Consider the following 18,867-nt stretch of genomic DNA (forward strand, 5'->3'; position numbering starts at 1 on the left):
CGAATCAACGCACATTTCACCGGAGCGGATGCTCATCGGTTATGATCCGAGCGCCGCAAACCGTTCGATATCGGCCTCGGCGCCCGACACGATGATGAGGTCATGGTTGGACACCACGGTCTGCGGGGTCGCATAGGTGAATGGTTTGCCGGGGCTCTTGACCCCGACCACCGTTATGTTGTACTTGCGGCGCACCGAGGAATCGACGAGGCTGAGGCCGCGAATAGGCTTCGGCGGATACATCTTCACCAGGGCGAAATCGTCGTCGAACTCGATGAAGTCGAGCATTCGGCCCGACACTAGGTGGGCGACTCGTTCGCCGGCTTCCGCCTCGGGATAGATCACGTGGTTGGCGCCGATTCGTTCGAGAATTTTGCCGTGCGACTTGGAGATTGCTTTGGCCCAGATCTGCTGAATCTTCAGGTCAACCAGGTTGGCGACGATGAGCACGCTGGCCTCGACCGAGGAACCGACGGCACAGACCGCGATCGAGAAGTCCTGTGCACCGATTTGCTGCAGGGCCTCGAGCGAGCGGGCATCCGCTTGAACCGCGTGGGTGACCCGCTCTGACCATTTCTGCACGAGTGCATCGCTGGTGTCGACGACGAGCACTTCGCGGCCGAGTCGGTCGAGCTGGCCGGCCGTGGCTGCACCGAAGCGTCCCAGCCCGATAACGAGTACGGGGGCGTCGTGTTTGATGCGATCAACCAACGATGGGTCTCTCTTCCGGGCGTTTGAACAATTGCCTGCTGTGACTTGCGGCCAGTGCTGCCGCGAGTGTCACTGTACCAACCCGTCCCATGAACATCGTCGCGGCCATGACGTAGACACCCTCGGGTGGCAGGTCAGCCGTGAGCCCGGTCGAGAGCCCGCAGGTCGCGAATGCGCTGATCACGTCGAATAGCACAATGTCGAATGGTTGTTTGGAGATGTGCAGAATCAGGATGCTCGCAACGGCTACGGTCGTCGCGCCCCAGAGCACCACGCTGACCGACAGGCGAAGAATATCGCTCGGGATTCGCCGACCGAATGCCTCCATCTCCTGCTTGCCGCGAGCTTCTGCAAACGCGGCCAGAAAGAGGATGGCCAGGGTCGTGACCTTAATACCGCCGGCGGTCGACGCTGACCCGCCGCCGATGAACATGAGCATGTCGCTCAATAGCAGGCTCGAGCCGTGTAGGTCGCTGATGTCGATGGTTGCGAAGCCGCCGGACCGGGTCATCACCGACATGAACAGCGACTGAAAAATGGTGTCGCCAGCACCCAGCGACCCGAAGGTTTTTGGATTGTCGAATTCGAGAATGATGTAGAACACCATGCCCAGAATCATGAGCGCGATGGTGGTCACGAGGGTCAGTTTCACGTGCACTGACCACCGGCGGGGGGTGCGCCAGCCGCGGGCGAAAGCGTAGATCACCGGAAAGCCCAGGCTGCCGAGAAAGACGCCGATCATGAGCGCGCCAAGAAACCAGTAGTCCCCGGCGAACTGGTCGAGTCCGCCAGCGTTGGGGTTGAAGCCGGTGTTGGTGAACGCCATCGCGGCATAGTAGAAGCTGTGCCAGATCGCTTCGCCGGTCGCGACGCCGGCTCCCAGCATTCGGGGAAAGAGCAGGGCCGCGACGCCGACCTCGATCACGAGCGCGCTGATCGCGACGGTCAGCAGCAGGCTGCCGACCTCGCCCAGCCGTACGGTTTGCCCCTCATTGACCGGACCGGCATGAATGCGGGAGGGGTTGGAGTCGCTCGCGGCCATGAGCTTGGCCCGCAGCCCCAGTCGACGCGAGATGACCAGGCCCATCAGCGACGCCAGGGTTAAAACGCCGACGCCGCCGATATTGACGCCGACGAAGACGAGAATGTTGCCGAACGCCGACCAGTGCGTGGCCATGTCAACGGTGGTGAGACCGGTGACACAGATAACCGAGACGGCTGTGAACAGGGCGTCGTGTAGCGGTGTCATGATGCGGTCCGCCGAGGCGACCGGCAGTGAGAATAACAGGGTGAACAGCATGATCAGGGCGGTGAACACCAAAATCGCGAAGCGCGATGGCGACTTGTGCGCGAGGGCGTCCACACCGTCGCGTATTCGCGCCAAGACGGAAATCGGGTGCGGAAAAAATGGTTCGGTTCCGGTTCTAGACAACACCTGGAACCCTCCGATTGACCTGCGACCCGTGAGTTTGACATGGTACTACCGCCCGGTAGTGATTTCCCAGTGCTACTGACTACCCTGAGGTTATGGCAGACATCTTTACCGTGGTGGCGGACTCGGCAAGGCGCGACATCTTGCGCATCCTTTTGGAACGAGCCACTCCCGGCGAGCCCGTTGGCGATGTGCACCGCGAATTGAGCGTGTCTGACATTGTCGGACACCTCGGGCTGAGCCAGCCGACGGTGTCCAAGCACCTCAAGGTGTTGCGCGAGGCCGGTCTGGTCACGGTGCGCGAAGACGGGCAGCACCGCTTCTATCGGCTGGAGTATTCGCCGCTCGAAGAGATCGAGGACTGGTTGATTCCATTTCTCAGCGTCGACTTCAACCAGGTCGTAAAGGGTGCCGAGCTCGAGGCTGGTCTCAAGGATGAGCAACGGGCCTTTGCTTCGGCCATCGGTAAGGCCTTCGCCGACGCCTCCCAGATGTCGCATGTTGTGAAGGACGCAACCGCGAAAAAATGGCGCAGAAACAGCTGAAACTGCGCCATCCGGTTGGTCAATCGGGCCCAGATTCGGCCACTGAGTAGTTGGAGGCGGTTTTGTCCGATAGAATGGTGTTTTCGTGTCAGTCGCGGGCCCCGCGGCTAAACCAATACTTGTGAGGTCCGTGTGGGTTCTGTAATTAAGAAGCGACGCAAGCGTATGGCGAAGAAGAAGCACCGCAAGCTGCTTCGCAAGACTCGCCACCAGCGTCGTAATAAGAAGTAGAACGGCTCCTCGTCGTTCTGTGAGCAAAGCGCTAGCCCCTCGGGACTGGCGCTTTTTGCTGTCTCGTGATCGGCGTCGGTGTCAGCGTTGGGTTCGTCGGCCTAGGCTGGAGTAATGGCTAGCGCACACCTGACCCTGATCGGTAAGCCCGGTTGCCACCTCTGCGATGACGCACGTGACATGATCGGCAGCGTTCTGGCCCAGCTCGAAGGCGAAGCGTCTGCCCCAGAGATCACGTTCGAGGAACGTTCCATTCTCGATGATGCCGAGTTGCACGACCTTTACCTGGAGGACATCCCGGTGCTCCTCATCAACGGCAAGGTGCACAACTACTGGCGCATCGATCCCGTGCGCTTGCGCACAGCCCTACTGGAGGTCTCATGACCATTCGTCACATTGTCTGCTGGAAGCTCAACGCCCTCACCCCGCGCAAGAAGGCCGACGACGCCGCCGCGATAGCCGCCGGCTTGCAGGCGTTGGTTGGTGTCGTTCCTGAGATTCGCGTGCTGACGGTGGGACCGGATGTCGCCGGTGACGAAAACTGGGACGTCGCACTGATCGCTGATTTTGACGACCTCGAGGCCCTCGGTCGCTACCAGAATCACCCAGAGCACAAAAAGGTCGGCGCGTTCATCCGCACCGTCGTCGCCGACCGCCTGGCCGTCGACCTCAAGGTCTAGCTGACGCCAGCGCTAGTTCCGGGCCGCGGACATCCGCTGGCGTGGCTAATGCCGGTAAATTTGCGACACGCCGGGTCAGACGGATGCTCCCACCCGGCGTGTCGCAAATTTTGCCGGTTTTACGCACCAGCGAGTCGGGCCAGCGGCTGGGATTACGGCTCCAGGCGGGTCGGGCCGCGGAACAGGTAGGTGACCTCGCGAATCGATGTCTGGTGCAACATGAGCATCAAGACCCGGGCCAGGCCCATGCCGAACCCTCCGTGCGACGGAACACCGTAACGGAAGAAGTCAAGGTACCCCTCGATCTCCTTCGGGTCGAGGCCCTTCTCGATCGCCTGCGCTTCGAGCACCTCGATGCGGTGCTCGCGCTGGGCGCCGGTGGAGATCTCGGTGCCGTTGAAGATGAGGTCGTAGCTCTTGGTGATCGAGGCGTCACCTTCGTGACGCATGTGATAAAACGGGCGGATGCTCGAGGCGTAATCCGTGAGGAACACGAATTCGTGCCCGTATTTCTCGGCCACATACGCGGCGATCTGGCGCTCGCCCTCCGGGTCCATGTCGTCGTCGTCGCGGGGAACCTCGTAGCCGCGGCTTTTGACGATCTCCTTGGCCTCGGCCAGTGGGATGCGCGGGAATGGCGTGCTCGGAACGGTCACCTCAACGTCGAACAGGGCGAGCACCTCGTCGCCGTGCTTCGCCTTGACGGCGGTGAAACCGGCGACCATGAGGTCTTCGTGCAGCTGCATAACGTCGTCGTGGCTGTCAATCCAGCTGATCTCGGAGTCAACGCTGGTGAACTCGGTGGCGTGGCGGCTGGTGAACGAAGGATCGGCGCGGAACGCCGGCCCGACCTCGAAGATCTTGCCGAAGCCGGCCGACTGCGCCATCTGCTTGAAGAACTGCGGGCTCTGCGCGAGGTACGCCGTGGTATCGAAGTAGCCCACCTCGAACAGCTCGGCGCGCGATTCACTCGCGCTCGCCATGAGCTTCGGGGTGTGCAGCTCGATGAAGTCGTGCTCGATCCAGTACGTGCGTAGCGCGTGCTCGAACGTGGTCTGGATGCGGAAGATGAGGTTCTGCTTGGGGTTGCGCAGGTCGAGAAAGCGCCAATCCATGCGCTTGTCGAGGCTCGAGTCGGCCGCTATGGGTGTCTCGGGAATGGCAGCAGACACCACGGTGAGGGTGGCCAGCTTGATTTCGATGCCGCCGAGCTTGACGCGCTCGTCGTGCTTGAGCGCCCCGGTGACGGTGACGAAGGTACCCTGGGCGAGGCCCGAGATGCTGGTGGCCGGCTCGTCGGCAACGACGACGCCCTCGGCATCCGTTGTGCGGGGGTTGACCAGCTGCACAGCGCCGGATTCGTCGCGGAGAACGACGAATTGCACTTTTTTCTGGTCGCGCACCGTGTCGACCCAACCCGACACCGAAACGGGGCCGTCGTCGAGAGCGGACAGATTCTTGATTAATACGCGCGAAGTCACTGTTCGAGTTTAGCCGGAGCCGCTCGCGCGGCCAGCGCGACCTGCGCCGGTAGGTGCGAGTATGGGGCAGGGGTGAGGACATCGGCAGGCGCAGGACAAGACGCGGCACGCTTGCGTTTTCAGAAAATGGCTGAGAACGTAACGTTCCTGGTGAGCTGGGTGGCGGGTTCCTTGGCGTTCCTGGAATCATGAATGAGGGGCTGTGGACCGGCTTCATCTTCATGGCGGCGTGGGTGCTCTTCGTCGTGCGCGACATCCTGGGCTGGTTACATCGTGTTCCGCGGTCGTGGAGGAGCGCCTCACGGCGGTTTCTAGGTTGAGCCCTCCGTAGAATAGTTAGGTGGTAGCCAGTCAAGTGCATCTCGTGCGTCACGGTGAGGTTTTCAACCCCGAACGCGTGCTCTACGGACGGCTGCCGAACTATCGACTCTCCGAACAGGGTGTGCTCATGGCCGCCGCCGCCGCCGCCGAATTGGTCGAGCGCGGACGCCCCGTCGTTCGCGTGATCGCCTCGCCGCTGCAGCGCGCGCAGGAATCGGCGGCCCCCATCGCCGCAGCCTTCGCGCTATCGCTCGACACCGAGGAACGCATCATCGAACCGACCAACGCGTTCGAAGGCAAGCGGATGCGCGGCCCCGATGGCGCGCTGCGCGACCCCCGCAACTGGCCAGCCTTGATCAACCCCCTGCGGCCGAGCTGGGGCGAACCTTTTCGTGCGGTCGCCAAACGGATGCTCGCGGCGGTCGACGACGCCTGGAACTCGGTCGACGACGGCGACGTCGTTCTGGTCAGCCACCAGCTGCCGATTTGGATGGTGCACCGATACCTCGCCCACGAACGCCTAGCCCACGACCCGCGCAAACGCCGGTGCGATTTGTCAAGCATCACTACGGTCTCCTGGCACGGTGACCATTTCGCCGAAACCGGCTATGCCAGCCCAGCGGTGGCCTTGCTCAACCCGAGCAACGATGTGGGCGCCGTATGAGGCGCCGTATGGTCCCTCTGCTGGCAGGTCTCGCCACTGCCGCATTCCTTCTCGCCGGATGCTCCTCCGATCCGCTCGCCGAGCAGTACCGCGAAGGATCCAGCAAGGGCTTCATTGCCGGCGACGGCAGCGTCACCGAGATCCCCCTCGAAGGCCGCGGTGAGGCCATCGAGTTCTCCGGCGTGACCGAGACGGGTGAAACGGTCAGCAGCGCCGACGCGCTCGGCGAGGTTCTGGTCGTCAACTTCTGGTACGCGAGCTGCGCGCCGTGCCGCGCAGAGGCATCCGATCTGCAAAGCCTGAATGCCCAGTTCGAAAACGAGGGCGCGAGTTTTCTCGGCGTCAACGTGCGCGACCAGGCCCCGAACGCGATTGCCTTCAACGAGACGTACAGCGTGACCTACCCCTCGGTGCTCGACGTCGACACCGGGGCCATGCAGCTCGCGTTTAGCGGCAGCATCCCGCCAAACGCGGTGCCCACCACCCTCGTACTCGACGCCGAGGGGCGGGTCGCCGCCCGCATTCTCGGGCAGGTCACCTCGCCGTCTATTTTGGAAACTCTGATTCGCGACACCATCGCAGAGACTGACGGCGGCGCCACCGAGTGAACAATCCCTTCGGTGAGATCGTGTTCAGCGGCCAGTTGCTCTTCGCCATTCCCATCGCACTCCTCGCCGGGCTGGTATCGTTCGCCTCCCCCTGCATTTTGCCGCTCGTTCCCGGCTACCTCGCTTACATCGGTGGTTTCACCGACGGTCGCACCGGCGCCTCCAAGCGGGATCGGCGCGGCCGCACCCGGCTGCTGGCTGGCGTCGGCCTCTTCGTGCTCGGCTTCACCGTGGTGTTTGTGCTGACCGGCGTCGTCTTCGGTGCCGCCGGATTCTGGCTGAACTCCTACCGCGACCTGATCACCCGACTGGCCGGTGTCGTGGTCATTCTGCTCGGTCTGGTTTTCGTCGGCCAGTTCGGGGCGATGCAGCGCACCATCAAGACCAACTGGCGCCCCAAGATGGGTCTGGCCGGAGCGCCAGTGCTCGGCGCGGTGTTCGCGGTCGGTTGGACGCCGTGCACCGGCCCGACGCTCACCGCCATCAACTCGCTCAGCCTCGGCACCGGTTCGCCCTGGCAGGGTGGCCTGCTCGCGCTGTTCTACTCCCTCGGCCTTGGCATTCCGTTCTTGTTGATCGCTCTCGGTCTCAACTGGGCCACGGGATCCGTCGCATTCCTGAAACGGCATATACGTGCCATCAACCTGTTCGGCGGCGTTCTGCTCGTCGTCATTGGAGTACTCATGGTGACCGGAATCTGGAACACCTGGCTCCTCGATTTGCAAGGGGTGATTGGCAACTTTGTCCCGGCCATCTGACCACTACGATTCTCGCCCGCAGACACCGCAGGCCGGTATTGTGCAGCCCAAGCTCAGCCTGATCGGCTGGCTCCGCTGGTTCTGGCGTCAGCTCACGAGCATGCGCACGGCTCTTTTCTTGCTGCTCATGCTCGCCATCGCGGCCATTCCCGGCTCGCTCGTGCCGCAACGAAGTTCCGACCCGAACGGGGTCACGCAGTACTTCGCCGACAACCCCGATTTGGCGCCGACGCTCGACAAGTTGCAGGCCTTCGACGTCTACACCTCGGCCTGGTTCTCGGCCATCTACCTGCTGCTGTTCATCTCGCTCATCGGCTGTGTCATACCGCGAACAAAGCACCACTTTTTGGCCCTACGCGCCAAGCCGCCGGCCACGCCGGCCCGCCTGGCGCGGCTGTCGGGTTTCACCGAACGCGATGCACCAGCGCGAACGGATGCCACAGCCGCGATCACCACCGCCAGCGCCCTCCTAAAATCCAGCGGATACCGCGTCGCCCGGTTCAATGCTGCCGGAGAATCATCCGTCTCGGCCGAACGTGGCTACCTGCGAGAGACCGGCAACCTGACCTTTCACATCGCCCTGCTGGGCGTACTGGTCACCGTCGGATTCGGCGGCGGCTACGGATTCAGCGGCCAGCGCGTGCTGGTGGAGGGCCAGACCTTCGTGAACACCCTGCTCGCCTACGACTCCTTTAACCCGGGCCGTTTCTTCGACGACACCACGCTCGACCCGTACACGTTGAGCCTGGATGACTTTTCGGTGTCGTACGAACAGCGCAACCTCCAGGCCTATGGCCAGCCGATCGACTTTACCGCCGACGTGTCCGTCACGCCCAAGAACGCAAAGCCCAATCCCGCCGAGGTCAAGGTCAACGGTCCGCTGCGCACCAACGGCACGAGCATCTACTTGCTCGGCAACGGCTACGCGCCCACCATCCAGGTCACCGCCCCCGACGGCACCGTCGTCTTCTCCGACTCTGTGCCGTTTTTACCGCAAGACGCCAACCTCACGTCGCTGGGCATCGTCAAGGTTCCCGACGGGCTGACCGAACAGCTCGGCATGATCGGATTCTTCTACCCCACACAAGACAAAGCCGAGTCCGGCGCGAACTTCTCCAGCTATCCAGACCTCGAATATCCGTTGCTCACGCTCAACGTCTACACCGGTGACCTCGGTCTTGATGACGGCGTGCCGACATCCGTGTATGCCCTCGTTACCGATGACCTGACCCAGCAGACCGGCGGCAAGACCGGTGTTGCCTCCATCGAGCTCAAGCCGGGCGAATCGGCAGAGCTGCCCGATGGCCTCGGCACCGTCAGCTTCGTCGACAACGACCCGGCCGCCTCAGCTGCCGGCGATTTCAAGCAGTCGGTTCCGCGCTTTGCAAGTTTTGACATTCACCACGATCCCACCCAGATTTGGCTGATTTCCTTCTCTGTACTCGTCTTGTTCGGCCTGTTTACCGGGCTGATGGTGCCGCGTCGCCGGGTCTGGGTGAAGGCGACCACCGCCAGTGACGGAACGGTGCACCTCGAATACGCCGCCCTGGCACGAGGCGACGACCCTGCCCTCGAAACTGCCGTCACCGCGCTCGCCGACCGGCACGAGAAGCTGTTGAACAACGCCCAACCCACCGCTACCCCCCGAAAAGATTTAGGCTTACAACGTGAATCTGACTGACTCCGCACTGCTCAACTCGTATTCGGTGTACGCGCTGTACTCGGCGATGGCCGTTTACGCCCTGGCCTTCATCGCCTTTGCGGTTGACCTGGCCCGCCGATCGAGTGCCGTCGATGCCATCGAGGCGACCGACTTGCTCGAAGCGGATGCTGCTTCCCCGGCCAGAGCCGGCGGCACGCTGACTCTGAAGCGGCCAGTGTTGTCGCGCATCAGTGCCCGGATGGACAACGATGCGGCCCTGCCATACGGCCGGTCGTCGAGCCTGCGAATTGGCGTCTCCCTGACCGTTCTGGCCTGGGTACTGCACCTCGCAGCCACGGTCATGCGTGGTTTTGCCGCCGACCGGGTGCCGTGGGCGAACATGTATGAGTTCGCTATGACCGGCACCCTGCTCATCATGACCGTGTTCCTGCTCGTGTTGCTGCGCTCCGACCTGCGTTTTCTCGGCACCTTCGTGACCGGCCTGGTGCTCGTGCTGCTCGGCATTGCCGCGCTGCAGTTCTACGTGGAGGTGGCGCCGCTGCCGCCGGCGCTGCAGTCGGCCTGGCTGGTGATTCACGTCTTCGTAGCGTCACTCGGAACCGGACTATTCGCCCTCGGCTTTGCCCTGTCGACCGTGCAGCTGTTGCAGGCGCGGCGGGAGAACCACGTGGCCGACGGTGCTGAAGCGCCGCGCGGGGCGATCGCATCCGCTCTGCGCCTGCGTTTCTTGGCCACGCTTCCGTCGTCGGCGACGCTGGAGAACCTCTCTTACCGCATCAATATCATCGGGTTCATCCTGTGGACCTTCACCCTCATGGCCGGGTCTATCTGGGCCGAGCAGGCCTGGGGCCGGTACTGGGGCTGGGACACCAAGGAGGTCTGGACCTTCATCATCTGGGTCATCTACGCCGGCTACATCCACGCCCGGGCGACCCGCGGCTGGCGCGGATCGCGCTCGGCTTGGCTCGCGATCATCGGTTTCAGCGCCGTCATGTTCAACTTCGGCATCGTCAACGTGTTCTTCAACGGCCTGCACTCCTACTCGGGCCTCGCTCTCTAACCCTCACCCGCAGCCACACGGATTTACTCGGCGGCGAGGAGCGCGTGGGTGCGTGCTAGGCGAGCGAGCCACCAGTCGCGGCGAGCGGGGGTCGTCGCGTACTGCTCCAGCAAGGCCGGGGCTGGCGTGACCCGGCGCACCGGAATGGCGCCGTCGACGGGAAGTAGCGGGTCAGTCGTGACGTCTTCGGCGAGCAGCGAGGCTGTGCCGAGACCACAATCAAAGTAGAGCCCCGGAACGGATGCTGCCAGGTGCGCGCCCATAGACAGCCCGATCGAGGTGTCGAGGGCACTCGACACGACGACCGGCAGGCCGGTCTGGCCAATGATTGACAGCGCTGCGCGAATGCCGCCGAGCGGCTGCGCCTTGATCACAAGGATGTCGGCGGCGCCGGCCCGGGCGACGGCAAGCGGGTCACCGCTCTTGCGCACGCTTTCATCGGCGGCGATCGGCACGCTCAGGTAGGTCGTACGCTGGCGAATCTCGGCGAGCTCCGGCACGGTCATGCAGGGCTGTTCGACGTACTCGAGGTCAAAGGCGCTGAGGGCATGAATGGCGTGCTCGGCTTCGTCGACGTTCCAGAGGCCATTCGCGTCGATACGGATGCGTCCCTCAGGGCCGAGCACGCGGCGCACCTCGGCGACGCGGGCGACGTCATCGGCCAGGGTCTGGTCGGGGCTGGCCACCTTCACCTTGGCGGTGCGGCAGCCGGGAAAGCGGGCCAGCACCGCGGCGACTTTGTCGGCGGGAACGGCGGGCACCGTTGCGTTGACCGGAATGCTCGTGCGCAGCGGGTGGGGTGCGTCCTGCCAGCCGAAATCGATCGCCGCGCGTAGCCAGTTGGCGGCCTCGGCGTCGTTGTATTCCACGAACGGGGAGAATTCGGTCCAGCCCTGTGGGCCGTGCAACAGCAGTGCTTCCCGGCTATCCAAGCCTCGAAACCGATCGAACAGTTTCAGGGATACGACGTGCGCGGAACCGAGAAGCTCTTCCAGGGGCGGGACCGTGGCATCCAGTGAGGTCATCATGCTTCCAGTGTGCCAGCCCCCGGCTGGGAGTGAGCCAGAGCTGGTTGGCCAGAGCTGGTTGGCCAGAGCTGTTTGGTCAGAGCAGGATCAGTGGAAGCCTGACTACAGCGAGTCCTGACTGTAGAGCTCGTCTCCTTCATGGTCGTCGTCGACGCCGCTGGGCTTGACGTTGACCATGGCAACGCCGATGCCGGGGGCGATCAGCAGGTAAGCGTCTTCGAAACGACCCTCGCCGCTATTGACCCGCAGCCAATACGGCAGGCCGGCGGCGATCGCCCCGTCAATCTCCACCTGAATCGACTCGATGGAACGCCCGCCGAGGGAATACGGTTTGCCGCCGTAGACAATGTCGATGCGGTTCATGGCTCCTCCTTCGCGGTGGTCGATTGTGCCGTTGCTGAGCGGGGTTCCTGCACGATCTGTAAACCGGTCGCGGAGTTAGCGGTGGCCATGAGAGCTTCGATCCACTCGCGATTAAGGGTGGGGGAGCGGCTTCCGAAATATTTGTAGGCGAGGGGAATGCTGGGGTGCAGCCAGATGGTGCTGTGCCCGTCGCCAGCCTGTGGGTCATCACGCCAGGTGAAATAGAACGATTCCCCGCGCCGAAGTTTGGCGCCGATAACCACTTGAATATGTGCCAGCACGCGATCGTCAAAGTCAGCGGCGAGGTTCGAGTCGTAGGTCAGCTTTCCCATGTCTGCCTCCTAGTCCTGCAGGTAGTGCTCCAATCGCGGCACGTGCAGCAGGGCCAAAGCCCGCTTCTCTATCTGGCGCACGCGTTCCCGGGTCACGCCCTCGATGTGGGCGATTTGATCAAGCGTGCGCGGCTCGTTGCCGTCGAGCCCGAACCTGGCCCGCAATATGGAGCGTTCCCGCGGCGGCAGCGTCTCGAGAAAGAAGCGGATGTCGGCGGCCCGCAGGGTCAGCGTGGCGTGTTCGTCTGGCTGGGGGAGGTCGTCGTCGATGATGAGTTCGGCCATATCACCGGCGCCGTCGCCGACCGGGGTGTGCAGGGAAATCGGTTCATTGTCGTACTGCAGCAGCCGCAGCACGTCGCGCATGGGAATCTGGGCGGCTTCACCGATCTCACGTGCGGTCGGATCGCGGTCGAGCACGCTGGTGAGGTCGCGACGAATGCGCTTGATCTTATTGAGCTTCTCGGCGGTATGCACGGGGATTCGAATCATGCGCGATTTGTCGGCCATGCCCCGGTGAATCGCCTGACGGATCCACCAGGTGGCGTAGGTAGAGAACTTGTAGCCGGTCATGAAATCGTACTTTTCGACCGCGCGCACGAGGCCCATGTTGCCATCCTGCACGAGGTCCATGATGGGTACGCCACGGCCGGAATAGTGCTTGGCAATGCTCACCACCAAGCGCAGGTTGGCCTCGATGAATCGATTCTTGGCGCGGCGCCCGTCGTGCATGAGCCAGACCAGCTCCCGTTGTTCGACGGAATCGGAGGCCGTTGAACTGTGCTGGGTTGAATCTTGCTGCATGGCATTGCCTTCGCGCAGCAGTCGGGCCTCGGCGAACAGCCCCACCTCAATGCGACGCGCAAGATCAACTTCCTGCTCGGCGTTGAGCAGGGTTCCCTTGCCGATGCGTCGCAGGTAGTCGCCGAAGGCATCCGTTGATGCTGCGCTGTAATTGGCCGGTGACGCGGTACGGCGGGAGGCTGTTGTGCTCCCGGATGCTGCGGCCGGTCGCGGCTGCTGCACGGTAGTGGTCTGAATGGTCGGCTGTGCGGTCGCGGTCTGGACAGTAGTCGTCATGAGTGTTTACCCCCGCGCTGGCTAGTGATGCTGTCTGTGATATTCATGGCCACCTCCCCGTGCATTTCCTGTCATTAGTACACCCCCGAAGGGGGGTGGTGATCAAGGGGTTGACATTGTGTTCGGTACAGGTTACCTGAGGTTATTTCGTCTTTTCAACCGTAGATATTACGAGTTGGCAACAGGCGAAACCGCCTGTCTGCCCGCGTAGGCTGAAGCGCATGAGCGAACAGGTATCTGAAATCTTCGATGCGAGCCAATGGAAGGCCGTCGTGGGCTTCGAAGATCTCACCGATCTGACCTATCACCACGATCTGAGCGGGCGAATCGCCCGCATCGCCTTCGACCGGCCCGAGGTGCGTAACGCTTTCCGCCCGCGCACGGTGGATGAGTTGTTCTCCGCGCTTGACGACGCCCGGCTGAACTCGAAGATCGGCGTCGTACTACTCACCGGCAACGGCCCCAGCGCCAAGGATGGCGGGTGGGCATTCTGCTCCGGTGGAGACCAGCGCATTCGCGGCCGGGACGGCTACAAGTACTCCGAGGGTGAGACGGCGGCTGGGATCGACCGTGGGCGCGCCGGACGCCTGCATATTTTGGAGGTGCAGCGGCTCATCCGTTTCATGCCCAAGGTCGTCATCGCCGTCATTCCCGGCTGGGCAGCGGGCGGCGGACACTCCCTACATGTGGTCTGCGACCTGAGCATCGCCAGCGCCGAGCACGGCAAATTCAAACAAACGGATGCCGACGTCGGCTCCTTCGACGCCGGTTACGGCAGCGCATACTTCGCCCGTCAGGTCGGCCAGAAGGCCGCCCGCGAGGTGTTCTTCCTGGCCAGGGAGTATTCGGCGGAGCGGGCACTAGAAATGGGTGCGATCAACGCCGTCGTACCGCACGCCGAACTTGAAACCGTGGCACTGGACTGGGCCCGTGAAATTCTCACCAAATCGCCCACCGCCATCCGCATGCTCAAGTTCGCCTTCAATGCCGTTGACGACGGGTTGGTCGGTCAGCAGGTGTTCGCCGGCGAGGCGACCCGCCTCGCCTATGGCACCGACGAGGCCGTCGAAGGACGGGACGCTTTTCTGGAGAAGCGCGAACCGGATTGGTCGCCGTACCCGTGGCAGTACTGACGTGAGCAGGCCGCTGCTGGCGCTCGCGCCGGAGCATCCGCTCGAGTTTCTCGCAATACTGCGGGACGCGCTGGCCGGCAATGGTCCGGCCGTGCTGCCGTTGGCCCCCGGAGCCGATGCCGCGGTGGATCTCGGTGACGCACCCCAGCGGGTCGCCGTCGTCATTGAAACCTCCGGGTCAACGGGGGTACCCAAACGCGTTATGCTCGCCACCAACGCGCTGTTGGCCGGCGCTGCGGCGTCGGCGGTCACCCTCGGCGGGGCCGGGCAATGGTTGCTTGCCCTGCCAGTGCACTACATCGCCGGGGTGCAGGTGCTCGTGCGGTCGATCGCCGCCGAAACCAGCCCGCTCGTGCTGAAGCCTGGACATTTCGACCCGCAGACCTTTCGGCGCCTGGCCGAGACCATGACCGAGCCGCTGCGCTACACCGCGCTGGTGCCGGTGCAGCTGGCCCGATTGCTTGACGCAGCGGATGACCCGGCCCTGCTGGCCGTGCTGCGTCGCTTTACCGCGATTTTGGTTGGCGGGCAGGCCATCCGACCGGACCTTATCGCGCGGGCGGCGGAACTGGACGTGCGGGTCGTGCGCACCTATGGGTCGTCGGAGACTGCCGGAGGCTGCGTCTACAACGGTGTTCCGATCGGCGACACCCTCGTGCGCGTGGTTGACGGGCAGCTCGAACTGTCTGGCTCTGTGCTCGCCGAAGGATATCTGGGCGATGCCGAACGCACCGCTGACCGCTTCATTCTCGAGCACGGCGTGCGCTGGTATCGCACCGGGGATCTCGGCGAAGTGGACCCGGTCACCGGCCGAGTCACGGTGCTGGGCCGGGCCGACAACGTGATCATCTCCGGCGGTGAAAAGGTATCACTCGACGCCGTCGAACGGATCGTGCGGTTGCTGCCGGGGCTGGAGCAGGCGGTCGTGGTCGGCGCCGATGACGCCCAATGGGGGCAGGTTCCGGTCGTGGTGCTGGCGGGAGGGATAGGCGCGGCGACGGAGCTGGCGGGAGTGGCGGCATCCGTTGTGGCGTTGCTCGGGCGTGCGGCCAGACCCGCGCGCATCGTGATGGTGGGCCAGATTCCGCAGCTGGCCTCGGGTAAGCCCGACCGAGCCGCGCTGGCGCAGTATGCTGCGGCCGGGAACGACGGCCGGTCCTGCGCTGGCCACTAACATAGTTGCGTGGCACAAGGAGCTCGGCCGGTCAGGCCCAAACAACAAAGATTGAATCCTGCGGCAAAGCTGGCCGGTGCTGACACCGGTACCCGGGCTACTGGACCGGGTAGTGGTAAGTCGGGGCACCCTGCCCGCAAGAACGGCCCGGCACGCAAGGGGCCGGCCAGGGTCAAGCCAGCCACCGCCGCTGACTGGATCTCGGGCGCGCGCCTGCGCACCCTGCCGCTCGCTATCGCTCCTGTGCTGCTCGGCACTGGCGCCGCCATCGTCGCGGCGGGCCCCGGCGTCTACCACCCGGTGCGCGCGCTGCTCGCGCTCGCCGTGGCGTTGCTGCTGCAGATCGGCGTCAACTACGCCAATGACTACTCCGATGGTATTCGCGGCACAGACGCCTTCCGGGTCGGGCCGGCCCGGCTCACCGGCGGCGGCGGCGCGAACCCACGCACCGTGCTGCGCGTTGCACTCGCCTTTTTCGGGCTCGCCGGAGTGGCCGGGATCACTCTCGTCGTGTTGACCCAGCACTGGTGGCTGCTGATCGTCGGCGTTGTCGCCGTGGCCGCTGCATGGTTTTACACCGGCGGCAAGAAGCCGTACGGATATTTGGGTCTGGGCGAACTGTTCGTCTTCGTCTTCTTCGGCCTTGTCGCCACCGCCGGCACCACCTACGTGCAGGTCGGCGACTTCACGACCGAGAGCGTGCTCGGCGGTGTGGCGATGGGGCTGATCGCGTGCGCGGTGCTCATGGTCAACAACCTGCGTGACATCGTGCCAGACAAGGCCGCCGGCAAGCGCACCCTCGCGGTGCGCATCGGACGAACGGCCTCCCGGGTGGTGTTCTGCGTCTTCCTGCTGCTGCCGTTCGTCATTGCCGGACTGTTCAGCCTGGTCTATCCGCTGGGGATATTCACGTTCTTCGTGCTGCTGCTGGCCCTGCCGGCCTGCCTCATCACGGTCACCGCGACCACGGCCAGGGAACTCATTCTTGCGCTCAAGCTCACGAGCTTTGCGGCGCTGGCTTACGGGTTGCTACTGGGAGTTGCTTTCGCGTTCTGACTTCTGCTCACGTGCGGTGATCGCCCGGTCTTCAACGTCGGCATCGGCGTTCACCGGTTCCTTGGTGGGGTGCCTGGCCTGGTACAGGTCACGCGCAACACTCTCGCGGGACTTACCGAGAAACAGATACGACAGGCAGAGCCCGAGCATGGCGGCGATCACCGCTGCTGCCCAGGGCCACAAGCCGAGGGACAGCAGAATCGCCAGGGGCACGGCGAACATCAGCACGCGCATCACGGAGTAGTACAGCCAGGGGGCCACGAATTTCATGGATCTAGCTTAGAATGCCGCGGCTGAGCATCCGCACATGTCTCTCACGGCGAAGCGGCTTAGACTCAAGGCATGCCCAAGCTCTTGATCGGACTAGGACTGGCCCTGGTCATTCTCACGGTCTATACCCTCGTGGATTGTGCCGTTTTTGACCGTAAGCGCATCCGTGGTCTGCCGCGCTGGGTCTGGATCTTCGTCATCGTGCTGGTGCCGCTGATCGGCCCGCTGCTCTGGTTGCTCGTCGGCCACGGTCGTTCAACGCCGACCAGCCGGTCGTTCCGATCGGTGGCTCCCGATGACGACCTCGACTTTCTGCGTGGATTAAACGGCGGCGGTGTTACGACCGCGACCAGCGAGAACCGGCCATTCAACCAAAAAGATCAGCAGGAGCGCATCCGCCGAATGGAACAAGACCTGGCCGAGCTCGACAAGAACGATCCAGCACCCGGCAAGGGTACCGGCGCTGACCCGAAGAAGAAGCAAGAACCGGGCGAGGGCGAGCAGCCTGGCCGGCGGGATGTCTGAGCGGATTACCAGCCACCGCGGCAGCCCGGCAACCGAATTCAGCGTCGCCATTCTGCATGAATTTATTCGACTTGGCGTGGGGGACCTCGTACTCTGTCCTGGAGCGCGCTCGCAAGCCCTCGCGCTGGCCGCGGCCGAACTTGAACGGGCAGGCAGCATCCGCTTGCACGTGCGCACCGACGAACGCAGCGCCAGCTTTCTCGCGCTCGGCCTTGCCCTCGAGACCGGCCTGCCCGCTCTCGTCGTCGTCACGTCGGGAACGGCCGTGGCCAATTTGCACCCGGCGGTGCTCGAGGCGCACCACGCCGGGGTGCCGATGATTCTGCTGACGGCCGACCGCCCGGCCGAGCTGCGCGGCATCCGCTCGAACCAGACCACCGTGCAGGCCGGCATTTTTGGCGGCGCCACCCGGCTCTGCCTCGACGTTCCGGCGCCGGTCGGCGAACCAGACGAGGCCGGCATTGCCGTGGTGCTGGCCCGGCAGGCGATGGATGCCGCCACCGGCGTTGGTACCGCCGCTCCCGGCCCGGCGCAGCTCAACCTCTCCTTTCGGGAGCCGCTGTCGACCGCGCTTGCGGCAGGACTGCCAGCGGTAACTCCGGTTACCCGTGTTGCACCCGCCACGTCGGCCGACGGGCCGACCATGCTGCTCACGCCTGGACCACGCACGGTCGTCGTCGCCGGTGATGGGGCCGGTCCGGCGGCCGAAGAACTGGCCAATGCCGGCGGCTGGCCGCTGCTGGCCGAAGTCTCCAGTGGCGCCCGCTTCGGCCCCAACCTGATCGTGCACTACCGCGAACTGCTCGGCGCGGTTGACCTGGGCGGCGAAGTTGAACGGGTCATCGTTTTCGGACACCCCACCCTCAGTCGAGAGATTCCCGCCCTCATTGCGCGGGCCGGCGTGGAGACCATCGTCGTTGCCCCAAGTGGGCTCGAATGGTACAACCCGGGCCGAGCCGCGCGCGGGTTCACCCGCTCGATCGGAGCGGATGCTGCATCCGTTCTGGCCGCGCGCTCGCCGGCCGGCCGCGAGTGGCTGGGGCGGTGGGTGATGACCAGTCGGGCCCTCGTCGAAGCGACGGCGAACGAAGGTCGGGCGCCGATGGACAAACGTGGCATCACTCGCGCCGAACTCGCCGTGCTGCGAGCACCGCTGACCCGGGAGTTGCTCGTCGATGCCGTCTGGCGCGCGTCGTGGCCGCATGACCGGCTCGTGTTTGGTGCCTCCCGTCTCATTCGGGAAGCCGACAAGCGGGTGCCCGGCAAGAAGATCACCGTGCTGGCCAACCGTGGGCTCGCCGGCATCGACGGCACCATTGCGACCGCCCTCGGCGTAGCCCTGGCCAGTCAGGCCGAACCCGAACCGCGCTCGGTCGGCGTGACCCGGGTCCTGCTGGGTGACCTGACCCTTCTGCACGACGTCGGTTCGTTGCTGCTCGCTCCGGGCGAACCGCGCCCGCGGCTGCAGGTCATTGTCGGCGTCGACGGCGGCGGCGGCATCTTCGACGGTCTCGAGGTAGCACAGACCGCGCCGGCCGAGGCGATGGATCGCGTGCTGTATACACCGCGGCATGTCGATCTCAAGGCGCTCGCCGCCGCCTACGGCTGGGAGTACAGCGTTGCTGCCACGCGCAGCGACCTGGAGCGCGCCCTCACCGGAGCTCCCACGAGTCCTACCATCCTCGAGGTTCCGCTCGTTCGTTGAGCTGTGCCGCAGCGCGGAGATCGTGAGGGGTCGCAACTCGACCGTCC

At 64.1% G+C, this 18,867-nt stretch carries 22 protein-coding genes; 14 read left to right on the forward strand and 8 right to left on the reverse strand.

Going from position 1 to position 18,867, the window contains the following annotated elements; translation table 11 throughout:
* Nucleotides 1-39 precede the first annotated feature (39 nt).
* Together CXY75_RS12100 and CXY75_RS12105 are read right to left on the reverse strand one after the other, a co-directional pair.
* Nucleotides 40-711, reverse strand: coding sequence for a TrkA family potassium uptake protein (locus CXY75_RS12100; protein WP_104083077.1), 672 nt, complete (start codon nt 709-711; stop codon nt 40-42).
* Nucleotides 704-2,095, reverse strand: a complete 1,392-nt coding sequence (locus CXY75_RS12105) for a TrkH family potassium uptake protein (RefSeq protein ID WP_104083306.1) — start codon at nt 2,093-2,095, stop codon at nt 704-706. Before CXY75_RS12105 ends, CXY75_RS12100 begins: the two co-directional genes overlap by 8 nt.
* A 143-nt stretch (nt 2,096-2,238) precedes the next feature.
* On the opposite strand from CXY75_RS12105, the gene CXY75_RS12110 reads away from it, so the two are divergent.
* From CXY75_RS12110 to CXY75_RS12125, 4 genes are all read left to right on the forward strand, one after another.
* On the forward strand, nt 2,239-2,688 hold the full coding sequence (locus CXY75_RS12110; RefSeq protein ID WP_104083078.1) for a helix-turn-helix transcriptional regulator: 450 nt from the start codon (nt 2,239-2,241) through the stop codon (nt 2,686-2,688).
* 132 nt (nt 2,689-2,820) lie between these two features.
* Complete coding sequence (locus tag CXY75_RS12115; protein ID WP_003792170.1) at nt 2,821-2,919, forward strand: 30S ribosomal protein bS22; 99 nt, start codon at nt 2,821-2,823, stop codon at nt 2,917-2,919.
* 114 nt (nt 2,920-3,033) lie between these two features.
* Complete coding sequence (locus CXY75_RS12120) at nt 3,034-3,303, forward strand: glutaredoxin family protein (protein ID WP_104083079.1); 270 nt, start codon at nt 3,034-3,036, stop codon at nt 3,301-3,303.
* Nucleotides 3,300-3,599: a Dabb family protein gene (locus CXY75_RS12125; protein ID WP_104083080.1), complete on the forward strand. Its 300-nt coding sequence runs from the start codon at nt 3,300-3,302 to the stop codon at nt 3,597-3,599. The genes CXY75_RS12120 and CXY75_RS12125 overlap by 4 nt, the downstream gene beginning before the upstream one ends.
* Before the next feature lie 152 nt (nt 3,600-3,751).
* On the opposite strand, the gene aspS is transcribed toward CXY75_RS12125, so the two are convergent.
* A complete protein-coding gene (gene aspS / locus CXY75_RS12130; RefSeq protein ID WP_104083081.1) occupies nt 3,752-5,080 on the reverse strand; it encodes an aspartate--tRNA(Asn) ligase in 1,329 nt (442 codons plus the stop codon).
* Between the two features lie 340 nt (nt 5,081-5,420).
* Here aspS and CXY75_RS12135 point away from each other — a divergent pair, with 340 nt between their 5' ends.
* The 5 genes from CXY75_RS12135 to ccsB are packed head-to-tail and all read left to right on the forward strand — an operon-like array spanning nt 5,421 to nt 10,154.
* Nucleotides 5,421-6,065 (forward strand): histidine phosphatase family protein, encoded by a 645-nt coding sequence (locus CXY75_RS12135; RefSeq protein WP_104083082.1) that lies wholly within the window; start codon nt 5,421-5,423, stop codon nt 6,063-6,065.
* Nucleotides 6,066-6,073: 8 nt separating this feature from the next.
* Complete coding sequence (locus tag CXY75_RS12140; RefSeq protein ID WP_233201871.1) at nt 6,074-6,673, forward strand: TlpA disulfide reductase family protein; 600 nt, start codon at nt 6,074-6,076, stop codon at nt 6,671-6,673.
* On the forward strand, nt 6,670-7,431 hold the full coding sequence (locus tag CXY75_RS12145; RefSeq protein ID WP_104083084.1) for a cytochrome c biogenesis CcdA family protein: 762 nt from the start codon (nt 6,670-6,672) through the stop codon (nt 7,429-7,431). Before CXY75_RS12140 ends, CXY75_RS12145 begins: the two co-directional genes overlap by 4 nt.
* Nucleotides 7,415-9,112 carry a cytochrome c biogenesis protein ResB gene (locus CXY75_RS12150; protein ID WP_104083085.1) on the forward strand — a complete coding sequence of 566 codons (1,698 nt, stop codon included), beginning with the start codon at nt 7,415-7,417 and terminating at the stop codon, nt 9,110-9,112. The genes CXY75_RS12145 and CXY75_RS12150 overlap by 17 nt, the downstream gene beginning before the upstream one ends.
* The gene (ccsB, locus tag CXY75_RS12155) at nt 9,105-10,154 is read left to right on the forward strand and encodes a c-type cytochrome biogenesis protein CcsB (protein ID WP_369826727.1); all 1,050 of its coding nucleotides are present in this window, start codon (nt 9,105-9,107) and stop codon (nt 10,152-10,154) included. Before CXY75_RS12150 ends, ccsB begins: the two co-directional genes overlap by 8 nt.
* Before the next feature lie 23 nt (nt 10,155-10,177).
* Here the strand turns inward: ccsB and CXY75_RS12160 are convergent, their stop codons facing one another.
* The 4 genes from CXY75_RS12160 to CXY75_RS12175 all read right to left on the reverse strand — a co-directional run bounded on the left by CXY75_RS12160 (nt 10,178) and on the right by CXY75_RS12175 (nt 12,957).
* Nucleotides 10,178-11,182, reverse strand: coding sequence for an o-succinylbenzoate synthase (locus CXY75_RS12160; protein WP_233201872.1), 1,005 nt, complete (start codon nt 11,180-11,182; stop codon nt 10,178-10,180).
* Nucleotides 11,183-11,284: 102 nt separating this feature from the next.
* The gene (locus CXY75_RS12165) at nt 11,285-11,545 is read right to left on the reverse strand and encodes a hypothetical protein (RefSeq protein ID WP_104083086.1); all 261 of its coding nucleotides are present in this window, start codon (nt 11,543-11,545) and stop codon (nt 11,285-11,287) included.
* Nucleotides 11,542-11,877, reverse strand: a complete 336-nt coding sequence (locus CXY75_RS12170; protein ID WP_104083087.1) for an ATP-dependent DNA ligase — start codon at nt 11,875-11,877, stop codon at nt 11,542-11,544. Before CXY75_RS12170 ends, CXY75_RS12165 begins: the two co-directional genes overlap by 4 nt.
* 9 nt (nt 11,878-11,886) lie before the next feature.
* Nucleotides 11,887-12,957, reverse strand: coding sequence for an RNA polymerase sigma factor RpoD/SigA (locus CXY75_RS12175; RefSeq protein WP_104083088.1), 1,071 nt, complete (start codon nt 12,955-12,957; stop codon nt 11,887-11,889).
* Nucleotides 12,958-13,178: 221 nt separating this feature from the next.
* On the opposite strand from CXY75_RS12175, the gene CXY75_RS12180 reads away from it, so the two are divergent.
* From CXY75_RS12180 to CXY75_RS12190, 3 genes are read left to right on the forward strand one after another with little or no spacing between them, the layout of a single operon-like run.
* Nucleotides 13,179-14,090 (forward strand): 1,4-dihydroxy-2-naphthoyl-CoA synthase, encoded by a 912-nt coding sequence (locus CXY75_RS12180; RefSeq protein WP_104083089.1) that lies wholly within the window; start codon nt 13,179-13,181, stop codon nt 14,088-14,090.
* 1 nt (nt 14,091) lies between these two features.
* A complete protein-coding gene (locus tag CXY75_RS12185; RefSeq protein WP_233201873.1) occupies nt 14,092-15,264 on the forward strand; it encodes an AMP-binding protein in 1,173 nt (390 codons plus the stop codon).
* 51 nt (nt 15,265-15,315) lie between these two features.
* Complete coding sequence (locus CXY75_RS12190; RefSeq protein WP_369826721.1) at nt 15,316-16,320, forward strand: 1,4-dihydroxy-2-naphthoate polyprenyltransferase; 1,005 nt, start codon at nt 15,316-15,318, stop codon at nt 16,318-16,320.
* Here CXY75_RS12190 and CXY75_RS12195 read toward each other — a convergent pair.
* A complete protein-coding gene (locus CXY75_RS12195; protein WP_104083091.1) occupies nt 16,294-16,590 on the reverse strand; it encodes a DUF4229 domain-containing protein in 297 nt (98 codons plus the stop codon). The genes CXY75_RS12190 and CXY75_RS12195 overlap by 27 nt on opposite strands.
* Before the next feature lie 72 nt (nt 16,591-16,662).
* Between CXY75_RS12195 and CXY75_RS12200 the strand changes: the two genes are divergently transcribed.
* Nucleotides 16,663-17,115, forward strand: a complete 453-nt coding sequence (locus CXY75_RS12200) for a PLD nuclease N-terminal domain-containing protein (RefSeq protein ID WP_104083092.1) — start codon at nt 16,663-16,665, stop codon at nt 17,113-17,115.
* A complete protein-coding gene (menD, locus tag CXY75_RS12205) occupies nt 17,108-18,820 on the forward strand; it encodes a 2-succinyl-5-enolpyruvyl-6-hydroxy-3-cyclohexene-1-carboxylic-acid synthase (protein WP_104083093.1) in 1,713 nt (570 codons plus the stop codon). The genes CXY75_RS12200 and menD overlap by 8 nt, the downstream gene beginning before the upstream one ends.
* The last annotated feature ends 47 nt before the right edge of the window (nt 18,821-18,867 follow it).

It is taken from the genome of Cryobacterium sp. Y11, from assembly GCF_002929535.1.
GTDB lineage: Bacteria > Actinomycetota > Actinomycetes > Actinomycetales > Microbacteriaceae > Cryobacterium.

Coding starts and splice junctions, on each gene's coding strand:
- CXY75_RS12110 (WP_104083078.1), top strand. CDS start 2,239: ATGGCAGACATCTTTACCGTGGTGGCGGACTCGGCAAGGCGCGACATC.
- CXY75_RS12165 (WP_104083086.1), bottom strand. CDS start 11,545: ATGAACCGCATCGACATTGTCTACGGCGGCAAACCGTATTCCCTCGGC.
- CXY75_RS12200 (WP_104083092.1), top strand. CDS start 16,663: ATGCCCAAGCTCTTGATCGGACTAGGACTGGCCCTGGTCATTCTCACG.
- CXY75_RS12140 (WP_233201871.1), top strand. CDS start 6,074: ATGGTCCCTCTGCTGGCAGGTCTCGCCACTGCCGCATTCCTTCTCGCC.
- CXY75_RS12195 (WP_104083091.1), bottom strand. CDS start 16,590: ATGAAATTCGTGGCCCCCTGGCTGTACTACTCCGTGATGCGCGTGCTG.
- CXY75_RS12175 (WP_104083088.1), bottom strand. CDS start 12,957: ATGACGACTACTGTCCAGACCGCGACCGCACAGCCGACCATTCAGACC.
- CXY75_RS12170 (WP_104083087.1), bottom strand. CDS start 11,877: ATGGGAAAGCTGACCTACGACTCGAACCTCGCCGCTGACTTTGACGAT.
- CXY75_RS12120 (WP_104083079.1), top strand. CDS start 3,034: ATGGCTAGCGCACACCTGACCCTGATCGGTAAGCCCGGTTGCCACCTC.
- CXY75_RS12180 (WP_104083089.1), top strand. CDS start 13,179: ATGAGCGAACAGGTATCTGAAATCTTCGATGCGAGCCAATGGAAGGCC.
- CXY75_RS12125 (WP_104083080.1), top strand. CDS start 3,300: ATGACCATTCGTCACATTGTCTGCTGGAAGCTCAACGCCCTCACCCCG.
- menD (WP_104083093.1), top strand. CDS start 17,108: ATGTCTGAGCGGATTACCAGCCACCGCGGCAGCCCGGCAACCGAATTC.
- CXY75_RS12160 (WP_233201872.1), bottom strand. CDS start 11,182: ATGATGACCTCACTGGATGCCACGGTCCCGCCCCTGGAAGAGCTTCTC.